The 18430-nt window shown below is 67.4% G+C and carries 13 protein-coding genes; 8 read left to right on the top strand and 5 right to left on the bottom strand.

Going from position 1 to position 18430, the window contains the following annotated elements:
- Positions 1–301: 301 nt before the first annotated feature.
- The gene (locus ADK67_RS32480; RefSeq protein WP_053720380.1) at positions 302–4060 is read right to left on the bottom strand and encodes an NB-ARC domain-containing protein; all 3759 of its coding nucleotides are present in this window, start codon (positions 4058–4060) and stop codon (positions 302–304) included.
- Positions 4061–4615: 555 nt separating this feature from the next.
- On the opposite strand from ADK67_RS32480, the gene ADK67_RS32475 reads away from it, so the two are divergent.
- On the top strand, positions 4616–5503 hold the full coding sequence (locus ADK67_RS32475) for a hypothetical protein (protein ID WP_157620995.1): 888 nt from the start codon (positions 4616–4618) through the stop codon (positions 5501–5503).
- A gap of 17 nt (positions 5504–5520) precedes the next feature.
- Complete coding sequence (locus ADK67_RS32470; protein ID WP_053720378.1) at positions 5521–6288, top strand: hypothetical protein; 768 nt, start codon at positions 5521–5523, stop codon at positions 6286–6288.
- A gap of 159 nt (positions 6289–6447) precedes the next feature.
- Here ADK67_RS32470 and ADK67_RS51425 read toward each other — a convergent pair whose 3' ends face one another.
- Positions 6448–7857 (bottom strand): hypothetical protein, encoded by a 1410-nt coding sequence (locus ADK67_RS51425; protein ID WP_157620993.1) that lies wholly within the window; start codon positions 7855–7857, stop codon positions 6448–6450.
- 460 nt (positions 7858–8317) lie between these two features.
- On the opposite strand from ADK67_RS51425, the gene ADK67_RS32460 reads away from it, so the two are divergent.
- Positions 8318–9541, top strand: a complete 1224-nt coding sequence (locus tag ADK67_RS32460) for a Fic family protein (protein ID WP_157620991.1) — start codon at positions 8318–8320, stop codon at positions 9539–9541.
- 200 nt (positions 9542–9741) lie between these two features.
- Here ADK67_RS32460 and ADK67_RS32455 read toward each other — a convergent pair whose 3' ends face one another.
- Entirely contained in the window at positions 9742–10848 is a 1107-nt protein-coding gene (locus ADK67_RS32455) for a tetratricopeptide repeat protein (protein WP_157620989.1), read from the bottom strand.
- Positions 10849–11828: 980 nt separating this feature from the next.
- Here ADK67_RS32455 and ADK67_RS49545 point away from each other — a divergent pair.
- Both ADK67_RS49545 and ADK67_RS32445 read left to right on the top strand, forming a co-directional pair.
- Complete coding sequence (locus tag ADK67_RS49545) at positions 11829–13223, top strand: helix-turn-helix transcriptional regulator (RefSeq protein WP_197289725.1); 1395 nt, start codon at positions 11829–11831, stop codon at positions 13221–13223.
- The gene (locus tag ADK67_RS32445; RefSeq protein WP_053720373.1) at positions 13220–14119 is read left to right on the top strand and encodes a phosphotransferase enzyme family protein; all 900 of its coding nucleotides are present in this window, start codon (positions 13220–13222) and stop codon (positions 14117–14119) included. The genes ADK67_RS49545 and ADK67_RS32445 overlap by 4 nt, the downstream gene beginning before the upstream one ends.
- A 252-nt stretch (positions 14120–14371) precedes the next feature.
- On the opposite strand, the gene ADK67_RS32440 is transcribed toward ADK67_RS32445, so the two are convergent.
- Both ADK67_RS32440 and ADK67_RS32435 read right to left on the bottom strand, forming a co-directional pair.
- Positions 14372–15199: a hypothetical protein gene (locus ADK67_RS32440; RefSeq protein ID WP_053720372.1), complete on the bottom strand. Its 828-nt coding sequence runs from the start codon at positions 15197–15199 to the stop codon at positions 14372–14374.
- Positions 15196–16032 carry an SAM-dependent methyltransferase gene (locus tag ADK67_RS32435; RefSeq protein WP_053720371.1) on the bottom strand — a complete coding sequence of 279 codons (837 nt, stop codon included), beginning with the start codon at positions 16030–16032 and terminating at the stop codon, positions 15196–15198. The genes ADK67_RS32440 and ADK67_RS32435 overlap by 4 nt, the downstream gene beginning before the upstream one ends.
- A gap of 317 nt (positions 16033–16349) precedes the next feature.
- Here ADK67_RS32435 and ADK67_RS32430 point away from each other — a divergent pair, with 317 nt between their 5' ends.
- The 3 genes from ADK67_RS32430 (at position 16350) to ADK67_RS32420 (ending at position 18424) form a co-directional block, all read left to right on the top strand.
- Positions 16350–16664 (top strand): hypothetical protein, encoded by a 315-nt coding sequence (locus ADK67_RS32430; RefSeq protein WP_053720370.1) that lies wholly within the window; start codon positions 16350–16352, stop codon positions 16662–16664.
- Between the two features lie 11 nt (positions 16665–16675).
- On the top strand, positions 16676–16984 hold the full coding sequence (locus ADK67_RS32425) for a hypothetical protein (RefSeq protein WP_053720369.1): 309 nt from the start codon (positions 16676–16678) through the stop codon (positions 16982–16984).
- Between the two features lie 159 nt (positions 16985–17143).
- Positions 17144–18424: a hypothetical protein gene (locus tag ADK67_RS32420; protein ID WP_053720368.1), complete on the top strand. Its 1281-nt coding sequence runs from the start codon at positions 17144–17146 to the stop codon at positions 18422–18424.
- Positions 18425–18430 lie beyond the last annotated feature (6 nt).

Raw genomic sequence — 18430 nt, 5'->3', positions numbered from 1 at the left:
TATCCGTACAGATTGAAGGCGTGCTCGTGGTGAGGGCTCGAGGTGCCCACGTGCGTGATCGCGGTCCCGAACGGCGTCGCCTGACCTACGAAGACCGCTACAACCGCCACGGGCCAGCCAGGCCCGCGACCAGCGACCACCCGAGGCCCGGCAGCACCCTGCCGCAACACACGACGTCGACACCGCAGAGGGCCCCGCACTCGCATCCTCGGCAGCCTCATCAACGAGTCCGCACATATCGCTTGACCGGCAGCGAAGACTTTCGAGCAGCACAGGGCGCTGTACCTCTGTCCGGGTAACGTCACATTCCGCTCGATGGTGTAGGGCAGAGCTGCGCGGGTGTCGCGACGGGCACCGTCGCCGCGACACCCAGGTACGCCATGAACGAGGCGACCCCGCGCGGCCCGACCACCACCACGTTCCCCCCATCGGCCGACCACGCCCCGCCCCATAAGGGTTGTTCGGTGCGCATCAGGGCGGTCGCACCATCCCCGCGCCACCACACGCGAAGTTCCCCCTTCTCGCTCACCATCAGCAACGCGGAGCTGTCCGGAGCGATGACTGCCGAGCGGACACCAGGAACGTCGAACCATGCGACGCGTTCACCGCCCACGGCCCACACACCCACTCCACCGGACAACCCGACGGTCGCAAGCCACGTTGCGTCCGGTGCGACAGCCGCAACGCGGCCCTCGACCGGGGTGAAAGAGCGCAATTCCCAGCTCGATGTGTCCCAGATGCGTACGCCGTTCACGTTGCTCGTCGCGAGCCACGTCCCGTCAGGTGCAGCCAGCGACGAGCACGAGGGGCCCACATGGTCGAGATCGGCGACGGTGTCACCGGTCTTGGTGTCATAGACCCGCACGCCGTCTGTGCCCGCGACAGCGAGCCACGAGCCGTCGGGCGCCGCGGCCGTGCGGACCGCGGCGACGATGTCCACCCACTCGTGCTCGTCGTCCACGGCGAACACCAGCGGGAGGCCGATGGCGTTCAGGCCGATCGGGATGGATTCACCCGTCTTCACGTTCCACAAAGAGAATTGACTCTTGCTCGCGGTCACCAGCCGGGAGCCGTCCGGCGTCACGAAGTGCTCGTAGTCGACGAGGCCGTGGTGCATCACCCCGTGGAGCCGGCCGGTAGCGGTGTCGATAATCGCGGTCGTGCCGGGTGCCTTCACCACCAGCACCGTCGCATCAAGGGCACTGGTAGCCGTCGCAGCCACGTCGGGTCCGATAACCGGCTGAGCGCTTGCGGAAGGCTTGGTGGCAGATCGCTCGATGACCGCGGTATCCCAAATGCGCAACGTCTGACCACCGGTCGCCAGCCACGTCCCGTCGGGTGCGATGGCGAACTCACCGTAGTCATCGAAGTGCGGCAGCACGGACAGGCGGTGGCCGGTGGCCGTATCCCAGACGCTGATTTCGTGACCGTCGTGCGTGGCGATCCGGGCCCCGTCCGGCGCGACCTCGGCCGAGACGACCTCGGCGACGAACTGGGCCTGGACCGCACCGGTACGGATGTCCCACACCCGCACGTTGCCCCCGTCGATGACAGCGAGCCACCGACCGTCGGGGGCCATGCCGAGGGGCCAGCAGTACCGCGACTGCGGCAGACGGGCCGCGATGTCACCGGTCGTGGTGTTGTAGACCCGCACGCCCTCGTGGTCGCCGACAGCGACCCACTCGCCGTTGGCCGCGACCAGAGGCCAGTTGCCATGCGGCTCGAGCGGGATGCCTGCCTGCTCCGTCCAGGACGCCGTGTTCCACAACCGCATCACCCCTTCGTCCGAGGAGGTGAACAACCGGCGCGCGTCCGCGGTGGCGACGTGCGGTCGGATCGCTCCGGGCAACACGGCCAATACCTTGCCGCTCGTCACGTCCCAGACCCGCACGTCGGATGCGGTGCCGAGAGCCAGCCACGTGCCGTCCGGCGACACCACGGCCGCCCACGGCGCGTGGCGGTAGGAGATGACAGTGCGTATCCCGCCGGTCTCCGCGTCCAGGATCTGCACCTCGTCGTCGGTAACCACGGCGAGCCATGAACTGTCCGGTGCCACGTACAGATAGGGGTGATCGTCGTACACGTTCGGCATTACGGTCTTGAGCTCACCTGTGAGGGGGTGCCAGAGGCGCACACCGTCGGGTGCGGCGGTGGCGATCCAGGCGCCGTCCGGTGATACCCGTGCCGCGGAGATTTTCGCGGGATGACGCAGGACCGCCATGAGCCCGCCGGTCTTCACGTCCCAGACCCGCATCTCGGTACTTGTGGGGTTCGTGTTGGTGAACCACGCACTGTCAGGGGCGATGAGGATGCCGACCACCAAGCACTTCTCAGGCAGGACGTGGAGGAGGGCGGGGTGGGGTGGATCGGGCAGGGTGGTCTTGTTGACCAGGCGCGGGACACCGCGCCGAGTCGCCAGTTCGGCCGCCTGGGCTGCCCACGCCCGTTCCACCGCGGTGCGGCTGTGCAGGACGTCGACGCGGCTGTGCGGCGGGTCGGTCGGGGCCAGTAGGTGGGCGCTCTGCCCTAATAGGCGGCGCAGGCGGTGACACAGCGGTGTGTCGATCAAGGACAGGTCTGCGTAAGGGGCCGTCGGACCAGCTTGTTCGAGGCGGACGGCGACCCAGCGCAGGTCGGCGGCCACGGCCTCGGCGACGTCCGTGCGGCGCGCGGCCAAGAGGTGCTCGATCAGGTGGTCCCATAGGTAGCGATGGGATTCGTCCAGATTCCACCAGGCCCCGTCTTGGACACCGACCGCGTCCAGCAACGCGGCGTGCAGGCCGGGGCGGCGCTGCTCGGGAACTTGCTGGTAGAGGTAATCGCGGATGGCGTCGTGCATGGTGAGGGTTCCGCCGTCGCGGGTGGCGGTCAGCGTGATCAGGGCCAAGTCGTGCAGCCGGGAACACAACGCGCGGGTGGCCATGGTGTCTAGCTCCCCCGTGGATCGCCACAGCCGGGACACCAGGAGGATCGGGACGGTCTCGTCTTCGACGAAGAGGGACAGTTCGGTCAGGCGTTGTCGATCAGCGCCCGTGAGCAGGCCCGCGCTGGCCTCGATCGTCGTGGCCACGGCCTGGTCGCGTTGTCTGGGATCGTTGACGTCCAGCGACGCGAGTGGCACCCCTGTCAACCGGTCCACCCGCAGTGGGCCTTGGTCCAGATGCTCCAGCAGTTCCGCGGCAACAGCCCGGACGTCGGCCCTGATCCTGCACTGGTCGACGAGAACCTTGTTGGCCAACCGCAGCAGCAACGGCCAGCGGCCGGTCGCTGCCAAGAGGCGGGACGTGGTGGCGCGGGACAACGTGGGCAGATCGGCGGTCAGGATCGCCTTGGCCTGCACCTCTGTGACCTCGTCCACACGAACCGGAACGGCCCGCTCGACCAAGGAGGGTATCCGGGTGGTGATCAACCGGGCCGATCCCTTCCCCGCCACGGGGAAAGCTGCTTCCTGAGCCGGGTACCAGACGTCGTCCAGGATCAGCAGCGTGCGGGGCATCCCCGCCAGCAATGTGGCCAGGTGCTCCCCGGCCTGTTCCGGGTCGGTGAACGTGACCGGACGACCCGGGTCCAGACGTCCTATCAGGTCGTTGACCTTGCGTGCCAGTGCACCTCGGGAACGGACGTCCCGGCCGAGGGTCACCCAGTACACGCGGTTGCGGAAGTGCCGCAGTACCCTGGGGTCGGCACGGACGAGCTTGGCGACCGTGGTCTTGCCGAATCCGCCGGCTCCGCGCAGTGCCGTCGTGACCCCGACGGTGCCGCCCTGGCCGCACAGCGCGGCCACCGCCGCCGCCACTTCGGCGGGCCGATCCACCACCCACTTCTCCGGGCGTTGCGCGACGGGAACCAACGCGACCAACCGCCTATCGGCCCGGCGCTGCGCCCACACCACCCACACACTCGACAGTGCCACCGCCAGCGTCGACCCGAGGACCCACCACAGCGGGTGCGTCGCCACCCAGGGGAAATAGCCAGCGTCCCCGCCAGTCGCAATGTTCACAACGACAGCCAGGAGCGCCGACGCTGCTGCGGCAGCCACGATCCCCGCCACCACCAGCACCAGCCACCTCCTCGCTGGCCCATGATGCCGCAATGACGGCGGCAATCGACTCCGTTGAGAGATACCGGGAAGGCCGGACGGGCCAATGGTGGTTCGTGGTCCCGAACCACAACGCCGGTAGGCCGACCAACTCCCCTACTCGCTCGGCAAGCTGATCAACGAGTACGGACCCACAGCAGCCAACCCTGTGGGTGCCGGCACTCTGCACCTTGGGCACTGAGCTGCGGTGATCGTGCACCATGAGCCGTAGAGGCATGATCGCGAGGCGTAGCGCCGCGACTGCTGTGTCTGATCTTCGTCCGGCTGTTGGCTGGCCGGTTCTGCTCGGCCGGTCACCGGCGGCCAAGGACGTCGACTTGCCGGTGCTGCGGCACGAGGTCGCCGTGCTGGGCCGGACCAGTCCCACCCACAATTGCAGTAGGCCGATCACGCGGTGCTCGCCGCATTGGTGCGCCGACTCCATGCAGGGGGAGTGCTCGTGCCGGCCGGTGAGCGCATGGACCCAGCTAGGCTTCGAAGGTGCCGGCCCGACGGGACCGCTTCGACGATTGGCGCTTGGAGGGTCTGCTCATGGGCGAGCTGGGTGTGATCCGGAGTTACGCGTACTGGTCGGATCGCCGTATCCGGGACATCGCGTCGGCAAACGGCATCGCCCTCGAACGGCGCGTGAGTTGGAAGGTCAAGACGGCGTCGATTCCCTTGATCGGTGGGCTTGAGTTTGCGCAGGAGGCGCGCACGCTAGACCGTGCTGAAGTGGCGCGCCGAATCGAAACGGCGATCGGCGACCTCGCAGTCGAGGACTTCGTCACCCCGCCACCGGCGACGTTCGCCAAGGGCGTCGGCCGTGTCGACTTCGCCCAGTTCACGGGCGGTGTCGAGAAGCGACAGGGCGTCGTGATGCACACCAGCACTCGCAGCAGCGTCGGCGCCCGCGTCGACGTGTGCCTGTTCGGCAGCCTCCAGAACACCGCCGACTATGTCGGCGGCTCAGACCAACCGCTGGAAGGATGGTCGTCCTCCGCCGCTGGGGCGATAGCTCTCTACATCCAGAGCCGAGGAACGATCAACAATTCACAGTGGGACGACCCGGAGTCCTTTGCGGTCGAAGCCCTGAAGATCGCGGCCGAGCAGGGCGTAACCGGAACCTGGAACCAACACGAGGACAAGCCCTGGACACGAGGCTTCACGCTCGGCCACGCGACCGAGTCCGAATGGTTCGCACAGATCTACAGCGACGTCGTGCTCGACAAAGACCGGTGGACCTTTGACCGCGACGGCGGCATCAGCCCGGACGTCGACCGCATCCTCATCGGCGCTCCACTGTGGGTACGGACTCCGGGCGCACACGCCGTCACCCGCTATCGAGACCTACGCCGAGGGAGCGATGGCCAACATGACGGGCCGCCCCCGCCTGGCCTGGATGGCCAACGCCTACGGCGTTGACAGGACACAATGATCGAGTGAGCGATGACTGGGAATTGCGCTGGACATCGGGAGCCCGGCGGTTCTACGTCGCCGAGATCGTGCGGCAGGCGAGTTATGCCCTGGCCGCGGTGCAACAGGCTCTCAGTCTCAGCCGGGATCCGCAGCGGCGTGTCGAGGCGTGGCCGGCGGTCCAGTCGTTCCTCACCGCGACCGCCATCATCAGCAAGCTGTTGTGGCCCGTCAGAGCCGAGGGAGCCGATCTCAAGTCCCGTTGGCGTCGTTTCCGTGCCGATCGACTGCAGACAGAGCTGATGATCAGCGACACCTCGGCCCTCCGGGACAGGAAGGTCCGGAACTCCGCCGATCACTTCGACGAACGCATCGACGATCTTGTCCGCGACCAGTGCATCCCGCAGTCATGGGCAGACCTGGCCGAAGACGAGTTCACGCATCAACTGGCCCCGTTCCGCGCGATCGACTCTGACACGGGTGAGGTGCTCACAGGCCATGACCGAATGGCCCTGACGCCCATCGTCACGGAGTTGAACGTGGTTTTGCGCCGGTGCGAATCCATCGAGCCCGGATCAACCAGCGACCCCGACATCGTCGTGCTGCTGGCCACGTTGAGGTGGCCGCCGCTGCCGTCCTTGTTCGCGCCCACCGAGCGCCCTGACGAACCGGTCACCGCCGGGGCCAGTATCGCCGCAACCGGCCCTCAGAGCCTGGAAGAGCTGATCACGCCGGTCATCGATCAACTCTCGGAGCACCCGGACTCGAACCGATCACCCGATGCCGAGGGATAGGTGATATCGAGCCGGGCCAGCAGGCAGTCAGGCAGCGGGCCGCCATCGAGCGAACGCACGGTGAGCCAGTTGCTGGACGGTCCACTGTGATCACACGATCAGCGGGGACGTCGCTCGTTGCACTGTCCGACAACGGTTGACTGGGCACTGCGAGTCAGGTCAACGTGGTCCGTCTGCGCTCCACCCGTCGAGATAGGGCTGGAGCATGTCGGCGTCGAGGGTCGGCGGCTCGGGCATCGACGGCAGTCCCGTCAGCGGATCGAGCGTCCGGATGTAGGCGTGGGCCCAGTTCAACCACCGGACGGTGCTCATGACCTGAGGGTCATGCGAGTCCATCAGGCCGAGTTTGCCGTGGAGCGCGTCGCAGTACGTCCGGAGTTGTTGTGCGGTTCTCCAGTCCGCCGCTTGGCCGCGCAGTATCTCGGCGAAGTGGGCGTGGGTGGCGCGGTCGCGGGCGTGCTGTATGGCGGCTTCCCAGGCGTGCCGGCGTTCGATTTCTTCTTGTTCGGCCCATAGTCGCTGTTGTCGTGCGTCCTGGGCCCGGAGGGCGATCTCGTGCAATACGGCTGGAAGGGCGGCTTCGACCGTGGTCCGTGTGCGGTCGGCCCACCGGTATTGGTAGCCGTGTCTGCCGTAGGCGGGTATCTCCAGGATCAGCTGCTCCTGTCGGACGGGATCGTCGACCTGTGGGCTGGCCTCCATGATGGTGATCGGGATGTCGAGGCCGTCGGCCGTGATCGTCACCGCTCCGTCGCGGCGCCGGTAGCCCTGGTGGTGCCCGCGTTGCCTGTCGTAGTACTCGCGGTACTGCGGCTGTGGCACCGGACAGGGGCGGACCGTGTAGCCATGTCGCAGTGCCGCCTGGGTCAGGGCGTGCAGGATCAGCAGGCATCGGTGCCGCAGGTCCTTGGGCATGATCAGGCGGTGGGTGTCGCGGCGCAGTTCGTCGATCGCGGGGTGCACGTCGCGCAGCTGCTGCGGCGTGGGCACCGGGACGAGGCTCGGGGGGTTGCGTCGGATGCTGCTCGGGTGGATGCCGTGCAGTATCTGCACGATGAGGTTTCCGTCTTGGATGCGGGTTGTGTTCAGCCGCGTTCCGGATGGCAGGAGTCGGTGGCGCTTGGCGTAGTCGATGGTTCGTCGCCACTCGGCGAGTGTGTGCTGGTCGGGGCATTCGAGGCGTACGACGGTTCTGTCGGCCAGTCGTCGGAGCAGTTCGGTGGCCGCTGCCGCGCGGCGTCGGGCGGTGGCGGCTGCCGGTTCCCGCGGTGAATGGTGGTTGGTCGATGTCGTGGTGATCCGGGGTGGTTTCCGAGTTTGCGTCGGTGCGGTGTCCGGTGAAGTTGGGCGGTCCGGGTGGTGTCCGTGTTCCAGGTAGAAGCGGCCTTCGTCCGTTATGGCGGCCGTCCAGCGTTTGTTCGCTTTGGTCAGCCGCAGGAGCCCGCGGTCCCTCAGCGCCCGTGCCGACTGCCGGGCCGTCCCGTCTGTGGTGGTGCTGAGGGTGTCGCCTGCCGCCACGCGCCGCAGTACTGCGAGTTGCCGGTCGTTCAGTGGTGTCCAGCGCCTCACGAGAGCAGTGTCGCGGCGGCGCCCTCGGGCCGAAAGTCGATCTGTCCGGCGGGGGGTCGGTGTAGTGCGTGTGTCGTCGGCGTGGGTCACGGCTCGGTCCGTGTCGGCCGGCGAGGTCCTGGTGGTTGAGGCGTCCGGTCGGAGTCGCTCGTAGGAACGAGCGCACCCACCCATGACAACAGCTACACGTTCGGGTGATTTTTGTGTGCCCGCCGAGCCGATGGACCGGTGGGGCGCTAACGGCCGATCAGGCGAACGATGAGTGGACAGGCGGCGTGGGACCGCAATTCTGCGAGTCCATTCGACACCCCCTTTGCTGCTGACGTGCACGAACACCGGTTCGAGGCCTTTCACCCGTCGTGCACTGGCAGATGCACGAGCACCAACCACCCAGAGTTGATCTTGAAGTGCTGAAATTGACCACTTGCAGTGTTTTACTCGGGTAGCGCACTCTTCCGCCATGAGTTCCACACCGTCGCCCCATGGCGAATGGGTCGAGCCGTCGGAGACCGATGTCCTACCCGAGGCACTGCGGGGGATGCGGGCATACATGCCGCGTCCGCTGCCGTCCGACGTCATTGTGCCCACCGAGACGCACCGCGTGCAGGCGATGGCCGAACACAGCCTGGGCGAGTTGAACGAGAGCACACGCCGTCTCCCCCGCAGTGCGATGTTCGCGTTGTGCACCCGACTCCGGGAAGTGCAGAACGCCGCCCAACTGTCCGGCACGAGTCTGGACATGTCGGAGGTCTGGACGACCAAGCTGCTGTTGGAACGCGCCACCGAAGGAGTGGGCAGGCAGGAGGACGTGCTGGAACGCCACGAGGCCGGCCGGGTGATCCTCGCCTTCGAACACGGCGCGGACCGGATCGCGGACGGGGCGGTGGTCGACGGCGACCTGCTCGGCGAGATCAGCGGCAGGCTGACCGGCCGGGACGCCGACACGACGGAATCGCGGCTCCGGACGCAGCAGAGTTGGCTGGAGGGCACCTCGCCGGGCCAGGTGCCCATCCTGACCCCTCCGCCCGGCGCGATGCTGCACAGCGGCTTCGCCCAGTGGTCTACCTGGGTGGGCGCCCCGCATCCGTTGCCGCGGATCGGCAAGATCGCGTTGGGGCACCTGAACCTGGCTTTGCTGGATCCGTTCGAGGGCACCGGCCGGTACCTGCCCGTCATCTACAGCTCGTTGGAGATGGTGCGCTCCGGATTGTTGCGCGAGCAGGTCCTGCCGATGTCGTCATGGCTGGACGAACACGCGGGCGAGTACCACGAGCAGATCCGCGCGGTGGTCGACGGCGGCCCGATCGAGAAGTGGATCGAATTCTTCGCCGACGGCGTACGCCTGCAGGCACGCGCCCAACTACGCCTGATCGACGAGCTGGACAGCCTGTGCGAGAAGCTGCTCGACCGGGCGAAAGGCTCCCCCACCGTGCAGCGCGTGGTAGCCGGACTGATCACCGCCCCGGTCACGAGCAATCGCGCGCTGGAGGCGATGTACGGGATGGCCAACCGCACCGCCACCCAAGTGACCCGTCACCTCGAGAACACCGGCGTCCTGGAGAACCTGGGCGGCAAGTCCTACAACAAGGTCTTCGCCTGCCAGTCGGTGCTGGACGTGTACGCGTTGCAGACCCCTTCGCCGCCCGAGTCCGACAAAGCCGTCTTCCTTCCGCCCGCGAACTGAACCCTCCACCGATCCGGAAAGCAGCGTCACGACCGTGTCCCCCGGCAAACGTCCCCGCCCTCGCCGTCACGTCCGCACCGGCCGCCGCCGTTTCAGCGTCTCCCGTCGGGTCCGGCGCCGGAGGTTGGCGGCGCTCAAGCCGCTGGCGACCCTGATCCAGGTCGCGCTGGCGTTGGTCCATCTATGGCGGGACTAGCGTTTCAGCGGCCGGGGAGGGAATGGCCTTCCGGATGGGCGAGCAGGACGCGGATGCGTTGCGCCGCCTGCTCGTCCACGTCCACCAGCTGCCGCAGAGCAGCGCTGAACTGCCGCCGGGCCGCACCGAAGACCCCCAGGTTCCAGAGGGCGCGTCCCAAGGTCTCCAGCACGGAAGCGAGTTCGCCGGGCGACGCAGCCCCCGGGCTGTCCAGCTCGCCCACCGCGCGAGCCGCCTCACGCAGCTGCTCGGCGGCGTCACGGGCCCGGCCGACGCCGGCGAGGGCGACGCCGCGCGCGACCTGTGTGTGCGCCAGGCCGAACCGGTCGTCCGACTGTCGGTACAGCGACAGCAGACGCTGGTAGCAGTCCAGCTCACGGTTCCCGCGGCCGGCCGCGCGGTAGACGTGCGCGCGACGCCACAGCGTGTCGATCATGCCGGTGGCGTCGTCGAGTTCCTTCCACAGCACCCACTCGCGCACGCCGTGGGCTTCGGCGGTGGGAAAGTCACCGGCGGCGGCGAACCAGCGGGCGCTCAACCGCAACAGGCCGGCCAGATCGCGTGGTCGTCGATCGTCGACCGCCGCCTGCGTTCCCGCCTCGGCCAGATCCACCGCCCACTGTCGCGACACGTCCGTCGGCGCACAGACCCAGAGGCGGGCCGTCAACACCGTGGCCAGCGACCTCAGTCCGGCCCTGCCGCCGGCGCGCACCGTTGCCAGTGACACCGGCAGGTGTCGACGCAACCACGCCGTGGCCTGTGACGGTTCGGAGAACCGCACTGGCGCCGGGACCGGGGTGTCGACCCTGTAGTCGAATCCCCGGACCGGGTGTCCCAGCAGACCGCAGGCGGTGTCGAGGGTTGTCAGCAGGCCCTCTCCGATACGACGTGTCACCAGTCGCGCGCGCGCGCCCCACGGCTCCGGCAGGCTTTGCGGTTCAGGGCGCCAGCCGAACAGGTCGTCACCGAGCCGCACCAGCCCCGCGGACCCCTCGTTCAGCCTCACTGAGAGATCCTCGAGTTCGCCGGGCTCGAGGTTCGCGCCGACGGTCAGGACCCACGCGGGAAGTTCCGGGCGGTCGAGAACCTGGAAGCAGTGGAGCAGTTCCACGTCGTCCGACGGTCTGTCCCACGCCCGGCTCACCAGCAACAACTCCTCGATCGACCCGACCCGTCATCCCTGCCCGCGTATCTCCCGGTCTCCTCCGCCCCGGTGGTCCCTCCCCGATCATGCAGCCTCGCACGCTCACGCGGAGCCCTTGTCGCCCGATCAACCCAGCCCGCAGACGAGCCAATCGAGCGGCACACGCAGAGTAAAACGCGCAAGTTCTTTCACACATGATCAACAGTGTCAATCGATCGAGTGGTGGATCACCCACCAAAGACGGCACCTTCACTCGACACGAAAGGTGGCAACCTCACTGAGCGGACACAAGATCCACCCTCCCCTATCCACCCTTCCCTCGAAACCGAACACAGCACTCCCGCCACGCGGCTATCGCGGATCCGACGTCGAACGTTTCACCCGGAACCGGATCCACCGTCGACCACCGGACACCGGTACACATGAGACGGTCGAGCCCTTTACCCACATGAGCGCCGCCTCACCAGGAAACCCGAATCCACATAGGACGGTCGTCGTCCGATGCGAGGAAGGCACGGTTCCGACTCGTCACCTGCGGCCGCTAACACTCGCCCTCGGGCGGGCACCGATTCACGGTAGGCCATCGAACGTGCTCAGCCACGACCCCGGAGGGAGGCAAACGACGCTGGCCGACGATTTGCCCCCACCCATAGGAGAGGGCTCGATCGATACAAGATCTTGAGCCCGCCTCACTCACGGTGCGTCAAGCCTGCGCGCTGCACACGGCACCGAAGGCAGCATTCGCTCTACCGACCGACTGAAGCAACTCTTCTCGGCAGGTCCGGATCGAGAAGCCTGGACTTCCAACGCAAGAAGGGAAGGACTTCCACGACCAGCGATGTCAATACGCACACATGTCGACAACACCAGGTAGCATCGCAGGAACACGAGCCGACCACAGGCAAGTATTTGCCGCCCATTTGCCCCCTAGCGCAGACGGAGGCGACGTGACCGACGACGAGACCCCTCCAACACTCGAATCCGCAAGCGCCCGACTCGCTCACGAGATTCGCCATCGGCGTACGCAAGCCGACCTCAGCCAACGACGACTCGCCAAGGAGATCGGCTACACCAGGCAGTACATCTCCCTCTCAGAACGCCCAGACCACAACCTCCCCTCAGCCGACCTGGTCAGAGCCATCGACCAAGCCCTGGGCGCGGAAGGGACCTTGATCGCACTCCGAGAACAAGCAAAAAGAGAGAAAGAACAACTTCGCCGTCAACTAGCCACACCACGCGCACAGGGCTCCAACGGGACGCAAAGCATCATCTCCGGCAGGGCAAGCGACAGATTCCGACTGAACCCGTATACCGATACTGCCCAAGGCGCAACGACATCCACAGAACAAGAAGTCCTTCGCCTAGGCACAAAGCCGAACCATACCGGATTGACCGATCTCGTCGCGTCGATCCAACCGATACCCGTTCCATCTGTGGTCGGCTCAGCCGAGGTGATGGAGGTTCGCGCTGCGGCTCGGTCGTTCGAGGACTGGGACGCTCTCTACGGTGGCGGCTTGGTCCGCGCGGCAGTGACCGCACAACTGCGGTACTGCGCCGAACTGCTGCGTGCACGCTGCTCGGACACCGTACGCAGCGAGCTGTTCTCCGCAGTGGGCTACCTGGGCCACGTCACAGGGTTCATGGCGTTCGATGCCTACGCACATGAGGATGCCCGCCGCATGTTCCGCTTCGCGCTAGCTTGTGCCGAGGAAGCCGGAGACTGGCACCTGCGCGCGAAGGTCCTCTCATCGATGGCCCGACAGGCGATCTGGTGCGGGGATCCCGACAGCGGCTTGACGTTCACCGAACTGGCGCTGGTACGTGCCGACCGGCTCACCGCCACCGAACGGGCCATGTTGCACACCGGTCGAGCTCGGGCCCTGGCCAAGCTCGGCCTGGTCCAAGAGACAGCCGGCGCGGTCGGAGGGGCTGACGAGGAGTTCGCTCGCAGGCAACCCGATGACGACCCACCATGGATGCTGTACTACGACGAGGCGCAACACGCCGGGGACACCGGCCACGCCCTATGGGATACCGCCCTCCAAGGACACTTCGCCGCTGAAGCACGGCAACGCCTCGCACTGGCGGTGACGCAGCATGGCGACGAGTTCGCCCGCGCACGCGCCATCAGCCAGACCAAGCTCGCTTCCCTTGTCATGGCCACCGGAGATCCATCAGAAGCCACTGCACTGGGTACTCTGGCGTTGGATTGGGCAGGCACGGTGAAGTCGCGCCGTGCCGCCGACGACTTGCGCGACCTGAGCCGTTTCGCCCTGCCTCACCACGACCTGACCGCTGTGGCCGAGCTCCGGCAGCGTATCGGCACGGCGGTGATCGGATGATCCCCGAACATGCCAGCGACAGCCGCATGGTGCTCGAAGCAGCCGCGGCGAAGGTCGGACTGGACGCCACCACAGCCACGGTGATCCGCCTGGGCGAGAACCACATCTATCGCCTACCCGGTGGCGTCGTGGCTCGGGTCGCACGCGTCGGTCAGCACGCGGCCGCGACCAACGAAGTGCGCATTGCCCGCTGGCTCGAGGACGGTGAGGTGCCGGCCGCCCGAGTGCTGCACGAGGTCGAACAGCCAGTCGTGGTCGATGGCAGGCCGGTGACGTTCTGGCAAGAACTTCCTCCCCACGAACCTGGAACAGGCATCGACGTGGCCACCGTTCTGCGCCGCTTCCACGCCCTCTCCCCGCCGAACAACTTCGAATTACCCAGACTCGACCCCTTCGTACGGATTGCCGAGCGCATCCGCTCCGCCTCCACCCTGAGCAACGACGATCAGAGGTGGATGCTCACGCGACTGGCCGAAGTCCGAGACGCCTACGGCACCCTGCCGCCAGGCCTGCCCCGCAGAGTCGTTCACGGCGATGCCTGGGAAGGCAACGTGGTCCGCACCCACGAGGGAGGGCTCGTGTTGCTCGACTTCGAACGCTGCTCCCTCGGACCACCCGAATGGGACCTCGTGTCCACCGCCGTCTCCCACGTCACCACGGGGTGGATCGACAGCACCAAATGGACCGCCTACAGCAACGCGTACGGCTTCGACGTCACCACCTGGCACGGCTTCGACATCCTGCGCGACATACGGGAACTGCGGATGACCAGCATGGCCGCCCAGGTTGCTGCCACCAATCCAGCCCAGTACGCCGACCAGGCCGCGCATCGACTCGCCTGCTTGCAGGGGCAACGCGGGCCGAGGCCCTGGAGCGGCTGGCAACCCGTACCTTAAGAGGGGCATCTGATCTCGATATGGACGATTTCCGTATCGGGGTCGTCGACCTTGGTCGCCGGGACTTCGGGCCGGCGGCCAGCGGGTGGGCGTTGAACTCAGCGCCGGGGGTGCTCGACCAGGCCCCGGTACAGCCGGGCGATAGTGGCATCGAGGTTCTCGTAGCCCATCTGCGGCACTCCTCCGACGGACAACTCGTGCGAATCCAAGGCGGCGGATGACGCCTTGGCGGGGTGGTGGTTCAGGCGGTGATCAGTCGTGCGGGTCGCGTCGGGGATGCGCGGCGAGGTGGGCCCCGGCGATGGTCAGCGCCAGCGGGTGCCCGTGGCAGCGATCGGCCAGCGCGCGCAGCAGCTCGTGCCCGATGGGCCGGCGGTCCCCGTCGAGCAGTCCGGCTGGCAGCGCGGCCTCTGTGGCGGCGGGGAAGCAGTCGAGGTCGAGGGTGCGGAAGCCGACCACGGCCAAGCCGGCGAGCCGGTGGTGACTGGTGACTGGTGACTGGTGACTGGTGACTGGTGACTGGTGACTGGTGACCAGGGTCGTGCCGCGCGCCGTGGCGGACACCAGGGGCTGCACCTGGTCGGCGGAGCGGGCGTGGTCGATCAGGACGGCCAACGCTTTGTCCGAGGTGACCGTCCGGTACAGCGCGGTCAGCTCGGCCACGTTGCCGGGGAGGTCGTCGGCGGCGACGCCGAGCGCGCGCAGCCACCCGGCGAGGACCTGACCCGTGGTCGGTGGCGGGTGGCCGCTCCACCCGTTGAGGTCGATGTGCAGCACGTCGTCGGGGTGGCGGTCGTGGTGCCGGTCGAGCCAACGCACCGCCAAGCATGTCTTGCCGACTCCGCCCAGGCCGGTCACGACCACACGCGTCGCCCCCGCCGCAGCCAGCAGACTGTCCAGCCGGTCTAGTTCCTCGGCGCGGTCGACCCAGGTGCGTGCGGGCGGCGGAATCTGACGGGGCACCGGCAGCCGTCGGTCGTGAGCGTGCAGGACGATCGTCTCGGCGGTGACCGTGTGCGCCTGAACGACCGGCCCGACGACCGCGCCCGCGATGCTGTTGATGTGCTGGGCCCTGCTCACACCTGCTCCGGGACCTGGAGGCGGCGGCCGGCCATCACGGCATCGCCCAACGAGCGCTCGGGCCTGGGAGCCGTCAGGCTGTCCGGCCGCCACCAGCCGACGGGCACCACGCCGTCCGGGTGCGGCTGCCACGGCCCGAGCAAGTCGGCGAACCGCTGCTCGCTGCGGTGAACCAGGGTGATGCCGGCCTCGGCGAGGCAGTCCTCGATCGCGGCGGCCAACTCGAGCCCCAGCGTCGTGCCGTCGGCGTGCGAGGCGGCCAGCAGCGAACCGGGCGCGAGCCGCTCGTAGTACCGGGCCACCGCCGCAGTGGGGTCGTCGGCGTCTGGCAGGCAATGCAGCACCGCACCGGCGACAACGCCCACCGGTCGGCTCAGGTCCAACAGCCGGGCGGTCACGGCGTGGTCGAGGACCTCGTCCACGTGCCGCAGGTCTGCCTCGACTACCCCGGTTCGCGCGTCGCCCTGCTCGACAAGGAGGTTGAGACCGGCGACGACCACGGGATCACGGTCGACGTAGACGACGTGAGCGTCGGGGTTTCCGGCCTGCGCTAGGTGATGCAGGGGTCGGGTGCTGAACACGCCCGTTCCCACATCGAGGAACTGCTCGATCCCGGCGGCGAGCATGTGGAGCACCGCGCGGCGCCGGAACGTGTTGTTCTCGCGGATGAACACGCCGTAGCCGGGCACCAGAGCCGTGATCTTGTCGGCCACGACCCGATCGGCGGCGAAGTTGTGCCCGCCGCCGAGCAGGTAGTCGTAGATCCGGGCCAGCGACGGCGCGTCAAGATCGACCGGCGCGTCGAGGCCCAGCGCACCCCTTTGCGTCGCCATCACCGTGACGTTCCCCCGCCCGGCTCGTCATCACGAGCCTGACCTGCTGTGCACCTGGTCGACCCCGGCAGGTGGGACGTCCGCGTTACCGGAAGTCGGCCGGGTTGGTGCGGGCGATTAGACCGGCGACATCAAGATCTGAACCAGAGCGGACACGCGGCGCTCGTGAGGCGTCCATGAGGCGGCACCGCACCTGAACATGACTTCAGCAGCGGCTTCACTCGACCGAGTGACATTCCGTCGCCGCTCGCCCACGCCGACCCACCGAATTCCACCTCAGTCGAACATATGTGCGACGCGGTGGTAGCTTCTCCGACATGAGTTCGCCGCTTCCACCCGCCTCACCGGACGGCGCACTGCGCTACCGCGTCGACCGCACCGGCACGACGATCGCCGTCATCCCGGCCACGTGCAAAGGCGGCCGACACCTCGTCGTCCCCGGCGTCAGCAGGGCGATCGCCACCGAGAGCGAAGTCCGCGTCGACTGCCCCGCCTGCGCGGCGATGCCCGGTGTCGATGCGAGCTGGCGCCTGACCAGCAGCCGCCCCAGCCCGGACCGGGCCGAGCTGGACGACGAACCCTATGGCGACCTCATTCTTCACCGCGTACGGGCGGCGGCCAACGCGAGGTAGGCGGTGATGCCTTGATCAACAGCCCGTTCACCCGCTGGGAAGGCGACGAGCTCCACGGACGTAGACCAGTGCTGACGTCGGTGTGGGTCCACCTGGACATCCTCTTCCCCCGTCCGGCCGACGCTCCACGGCATGTCATCGAGACCGGCCTGGACCTCACGGGCGTGGTCCGCGGACGGCTTCACGGCCGTTTCCCCAGCGTCGAGGGGGATTGGTACGGCGTCGTCAACTACGAGATCGACTACGCCGACGGTCGCCGCGAGAAGTCGCACCTAGTTGACCAACTCGTACCGTTCATCGCGCTACGCGAACGCCGGTAGGCCGCAAAAGGCCGATGCCGACACACGTAGAGTTCGTGTCTTCGCGACAAGCCGCCGTACGCGGCACTCCTGCCGCAGGCCGACCCTGGCTGAAGCGATCAGCTCCGCAGAGACGATTAGGCCGACTAGAGTAACCGGGGCTGATACCGAGGGGGCGAGATGGACCCGTTTGACGAAGGGCTTCGCTGTCAGGACGTTCACGCTGGTCTACGCAACGTCGACCCGAACTCCGGCACCCTGACACCACTGGCCGAAACCCAGTTGATCGGCATGGCCGCCAGCCTCGCCGCCCTCATCCGCGGCCAAGACGTCATCGACGACGCACAGGCGCTCCGAGCAGTCGCCGCCGAGCAGTTGGACGTCAACCAGTTCGCCTTCGCCGACGTCGTCAAGGCGCTGGCCGACGTCGAGTTTGTACAGGGAGTACAGACCTCGGGCGGCAGGATTGTCCGCTTCACCGAGAACGTCCCCTACTACGACGACCTCTACACCGAACTCGGCCGCGCCTGGCGAGCCCGCCAACCCACCGAACTCGAACAGCAGATGGTGGTCCTCGTTGATCACCTCGCGGACACCCCGGTGCCGGTCGAGGAGCTTGCCGCCCGCATCGGCCTGGACACCGCTGCCGTTCCCCAACTCCTCGAAGTCGGCGACAGGGCGGATCTGGTTAAGACGATCCCCCTGCTGGACGGGGACGTGGTGTACTCGCCGTTCTTCGGGTTCGAGAACCCGGACGTCGTCGGTGATCTGGTCCGAGAACACGGCCCGACTGAGCTGGCCGACGCCTTCGCTGCCCTGCGCGGTGAACAGGGGATGCCGATCACGGCGGCTCAACCCGTGCTGCAGGATGCCATCGCCCGCGGTCTTCTCCTCGCCCCGGCGGTGGAACTGCCGAACCAGACGGTGCAACCGTTCGCCGCTCTGCCCTACACCCTCAACCGAGAACTGCTGCGCGGCCGGAAGCCGGTGCTGGAGAAGGCACTCGCCGTGCTGGCGTGCCTGCGATGCGGACAGCACTTCGGTGGAGCCACCAACCTGCCCGCCAACGCGCTGGTCGACGTGATCGACAAACTCCTGGACCCGCACCGAGGCATCCTCCAACCCCATTCCTCCCACGCCAGGCAGTACCGGCTCATGCACTCGGCCGGCATCATCGCCTTTGCGCCGGATTCGTTGCCCGGAGGAAGCTGGGTGCGGCCCCGGTTCATCGACACCGAGGACAACCGGGAAGCCCTGCACATCGCACGCGACTTGATCACTCACGGCGAACCCGTCGCGGGTCGGGTCGGTGACGAGCAGGCCCGAGCTGCCTTGTTGCTCGGCCAGCCCTTCTCGGCCCCTATGCAGACAACGGCCCGACTTCGTAACAGGGCGACTGTGTCGCCCAAGCAGTGGCAGACCGTGGTGGACGCAGCGTTGGGACGGGGACGCATTCGATGAGTGAAC

Origin of the sequence: Saccharothrix sp. NRRL B-16348, assembly GCF_001280085.1 — a bacterium.
Classification (GTDB): domain Bacteria; phylum Actinomycetota; class Actinomycetes; order Mycobacteriales; family Pseudonocardiaceae; genus Actinosynnema.
This window is presented reverse-complemented; position numbering and strand designations above follow the sequence as displayed.